This is a genomic window from Streptomyces niveiscabiei, from assembly GCF_001419795.1.
Taxonomy (GTDB): Bacteria; Actinomycetota; Actinomycetes; order Streptomycetales; family Streptomycetaceae; genus Streptomyces; species Streptomyces niveiscabiei.
Genome location: NZ_LIRL01001345.1, coordinates 1 through 3988, shown reverse-complemented (window position 1 = coordinate 3988; position 3988 = coordinate 1). Strand labels below are relative to the sequence as shown.

Here is a 3988-nt window from a genome sequence, read left to right as displayed (position 1 = left end):
GGGCGGCCTCGGGCGGGGGCTGCGCGTGGTGGGCGCGGCGCCGGAACGCGTCGACGAGGCGGCGGGCCGCGATCGTCCACAGCCAGCCGACGGCGCTCCCGCCGGCCGCGGTCCCGACGAAGGCGCCGGCCGCGCGCCACACCGCGAGGTACGTCTCCTGCATGACCTCGGCGACGATCTGCTCGTCGGCGCAGCGCCTGCGCAGCCGTACGGCCATCCAGGGCGAGGTGCGCCGGTACAGCTCCTCGAACGCGGCCCGGTCGCCGCGGGCGATCCGTCGGACGAGGTGTTCCTCGTCGAGTTCGCCGGGTGGTTCTCCTCGTGCTCTCACACCCCCAAGACGTGGGGCGGGGGCGTCAGGTTTTCCTCAGAGGGTGATCCGCGTCACATGTGGCGCGTGCGACCGTACGCCGGCCGGATACCCCGGCCGGCGTACGGGTCTGCTCAGGAGATGCGGGAGACGAAACGATACGTCCCGGAGCCCGCCCGATAGACGGCCCGGTCCCCCTCGATGCCCTGGAGAACCGCTCCCCCGCTAGCAGCGGGCGGGGCGCCGCCGCCGGTCGGGACGCGGATCTCGGCGCTGGTGTTGGGCGGGATGACGACCGTGAGGCGGAAGACGCCGCCTTCGCGCGTCCACTCGGTGGTGACCTCGCCGTAGGGGCTGCGGTAGCGGCCGGCGGCCTCGGTGAGGTCGCCGACCGGGCGGGGGTCGATGACGAGGTCGCGGTAGGCGACGGAGGTGTCGCTCTGCCGGATGCCCGCGAGGGCGCTGTGGAACCACTCGTCGATCTGGAGGAGGATCATGTGGTTCTTCGAGTTGAGCAGGTCCCACTGTTCGGGGACGGTGGTCAGGCCCTGGGGGTTGGCGGTGGTGGGGGCCATGAAGTAGCCGTAGCTGGGGCGGGTGTTCTCCTGGAGGACTCGCCACAGGAGGTCGTCGCGGCCCCCGGCGATGAGGGACCGGATCACCGGGGACAGGCCGATCGTCCCGGCGCCGAGGTGGGGGCCGCCGCCGAAGGGGTGGAAGCCTTCCACGAGTTCGGCCAGCGCGTCGAGGACGCGCCCGCGTTCCCCGTCGGGGACGAGCCCTTCGTCGAGGGCGAGGCCCTGGGCGGCCTGGGTGGCGCCGACCGTGCCCTGGTCGCCCTGGCTGGTGTAGCGGCCCAGCGCGCTGTTGTAGAAGGCGTCGTTGAAGGCGCGTTTGATGGACGAGGCGAGGTCGCGGTACTCGCTCGCGTCGCCGTCGCGCCCGATGAGTTCGGCCATGCGCGCCATGCGGTCGGCGACCTGGTGGTAGGCCCAGGTGCCGGTGATCCGCCCGGAGGTGGGCTCGGCGGAGCTCCAGTCGGCGAGGGCCGCGTCGACGATGTGCGCGTCGGCTCCCGTGCCCGCCTTCTTGGTGCGGATGTAGGTGAGGAAGGCCTGCATCCGCGGGTAGACGCGGGCCATGGTCTGTGTGTCGCCGTACGTCCGGTACAGCAGCCACGGCGTGAGGACGATCCCGTCGCCCCAGTTGATCTCGTCGCCGTACCGGCCGAGGTAGCCGTAGTCGTACACGGGCGCCTTCAGCGCGACGTTGCCGATGTTGTCCCCGGCCCGCGACTGGCCCTCCACCAGGTGGCGGGCCATGGTGCGCAGGTAGGCGCCGTAGCCGAAGGTGCGGTGCAGGGCGCCGAAGGGCTGGAGGTAGTCGGCGGGGTAGGCGAGTTTCTCGCGGCCGGGGCAGTCCGTGAAGGTGGACATGGTGTTGCTCATGATCGAGTACCGGGCCATGCGGTGGATCCGCTCGACGCGCTCGCTGGAGGTGCGGACGTCCCCCGCGACGGGGACGTCGGCGTGGAGCTGGAGTCCGGTGAGCGTGTCCTCGGTGGGGGTGTAGCCGGCGGGGAGGCCGGTGACCTGGACCCACTGCATGCCGAAGTAGTGGAAGCGGGGGTGCCAGGTCTCGCCACCGGGCGCGCCGTACGTGGTGTAGGCGTCGAAGACGTCGGTGCCGCGTACGGCGCCGCCGCCCATGACGGAGAGCTGGTTGACGGTGCCGTCGGCGTTGAGGGACTCGGCGGGCCGCATCGTGACGGTCGTCCCGGCGGGCAGGGGGCCCAGGCGGAGCTGGGGCCAGCCCGCGAAGTTCTGGCCGAAGTCGAAGACCCAGACGCCGGGCCGGGGCTGGGTGATGCTCGCCGGGCGGAGGCGGGCGGTGATCTTCACGGGTTCGCCGACGCGCCAGACGAGGCTGGTGGTGAGGTTGGGCGGTGGGGCGAAGCCCGCGGCCGTCCAGCCGGTGGGGGTGCCGTCGCGGCGTCGCGCGGTCGGGGTGAGGTCGGCGCCGGGGGCGTCCCAGCCGGGTTGTTCGCGGCGGGCGTCGTAGTCGGTGCCGGAGAACCAGTTGGCGGTGGTGTCGGGGCCGAGTGCGGTGCGCCAGGTGCGGTCGCTGACGATCGCGGTCACCGTGCCGTCGGCGCCGGTCAGTTCGAGGCGGGCGATGAGGCGGGGGGTGACGGCGGCGCCCGCGCTGGGGTCGGTGCTCGCGAGGGGGTTGCCGGAGCCGGTGACCCGTGCCCCGGTGGCGTGGGCGTGGGTGAGGCCGGGTTCGAAGGTGATGCCGGTGCCGTCCGCGCCCGCCGTGCCGACGGCGGTGATCCTGCGGGACTCCAGGCGTACGCCGCCGTCGCCGGTGTCGACGTTGACGGTGCCGCCGAGGTGGTAGCCGGCGACGCCGCTCACCTTGACGGTGGTGGCGCCCGCCCCGGCCGGTGCCACGAGCGTGCCGTCGCCCTTGAACTGGCTCTGCCACCAGGTGTACGGCGCGGTGCGCCCGGTCGCCGGGCTGGTGACGGAGCGGGTGACCAGGGCGGTGCCGTGGCCCAGGGCGACGCCGAGGGTGTTGGCGCCGGGGCGGACGAGGTGCGTCACGTCGTAGGCGCGGTACTCGGTGGAGAGCTGGTAGTTGGAGTTGCCGGGGGCGAGGACCTCGTCGGTCACGGGGGCGCCGTTCAGGGTGGCCTCGTGCAGGCCGACGCCGGAGAGGTACAGCCGGGCCCGGGTGGTGCGGCCGGGTGCCTCGAAGGCGCGGGCGAAGAGCGGGAGGGGCTGGTCGAGGGTGCGGGCGGGGTGTTCGATCCAGCGGGCGCCGCCCCAGTCGGAGGGTCTGAGCAGGCCCGTCTCCCAGGTCGCCGGGGTGCTCCAGCCGGTCGCCGAGCCGTCGGTGCCCCAGGTGCGGACCTGCCAGACGACCTCCTGCCGGGAGCGCGGCGGCGGCCCGCCCCAGGGGATGTCGTGCTGGGCTGCCGAGCGGACCGTGCCGGAGTCCCACAGGTAGCGTCCCGCCGCCAGGTCCCGTGCGCCGCGCGCGGCGCGGATGCGGTACGCGGCCTGGGTCCAGCCCCGGTTCACGCCCGCCGTGCGCCAGCCGAGCCGGGGCGCGGTGTCGTCGACGCCGAGGAGGCGTCCCGTACGGCCGTCCACGGTCAGGTCCCTGACGGTGGGTCTGGGGACGGCGTCGGACTCGGCGGCCTCCGCCTCGGCGGGCAGCCCCGGAGCGACGGCCAGCGCCACTCCCGTCGCCGCCAGCCCTCCGACGACCTGTCTGCGGCTGAGGATGCCGCTGCGTTCCTCGGACATGCGAGCTCCTTCGAATCGGCCGTTCAGGGTGCGTCGCCTCGATCGGCCCGTGCGGCGGGGATGGTGTGCGAGTCGTCCAACTCCCCCTCCCAGCAAGCCGGAACCGATCCCTCCAAGGCTGCCCGGATCGGCGAGATCGCCAAGCGTGACGCCTGGGTCCGCAGGGGTGCGGCGACTCATATGAGCCGATCTCCCGACAGCCGTCGCCATTATGCGGAGCGCCTGCCGGTGTCCTGCCGCGACGCGCTGACGAGGCGTCAGGGTGTGCTCCGCGCAGATCACGGCTGCCTTCCGGCGCCGTGAAGGTTGTCCGGTTCCGCCGCCTCGCCCGGCGGGGGCCTTGCGCCGGGCGTGTCCGGGGTCC

General features: G+C 73.7%; 2 protein-coding genes. Both read right to left on the bottom strand.

Annotated features, from left to right (window positions below):
• A partial coding sequence (locus AOK24_RS43845) for an RNA polymerase sigma factor (protein ID WP_276206905.1) occupies positions 1 to 331 on the bottom strand: 331 nt, incomplete at its 3' end.
• Positions 332 to 444: 113 nt separating this feature from the next.
• Positions 445 to 3624 carry an alpha-L-rhamnosidase gene (locus AOK24_RS52440; protein WP_055725391.1) on the bottom strand — a complete coding sequence of 1060 codons (3180 nt, stop codon included), beginning with the start codon at positions 3622 to 3624 and terminating at the stop codon, positions 445 to 447.
• Positions 3625 to 3988 lie beyond the last annotated feature (364 nt).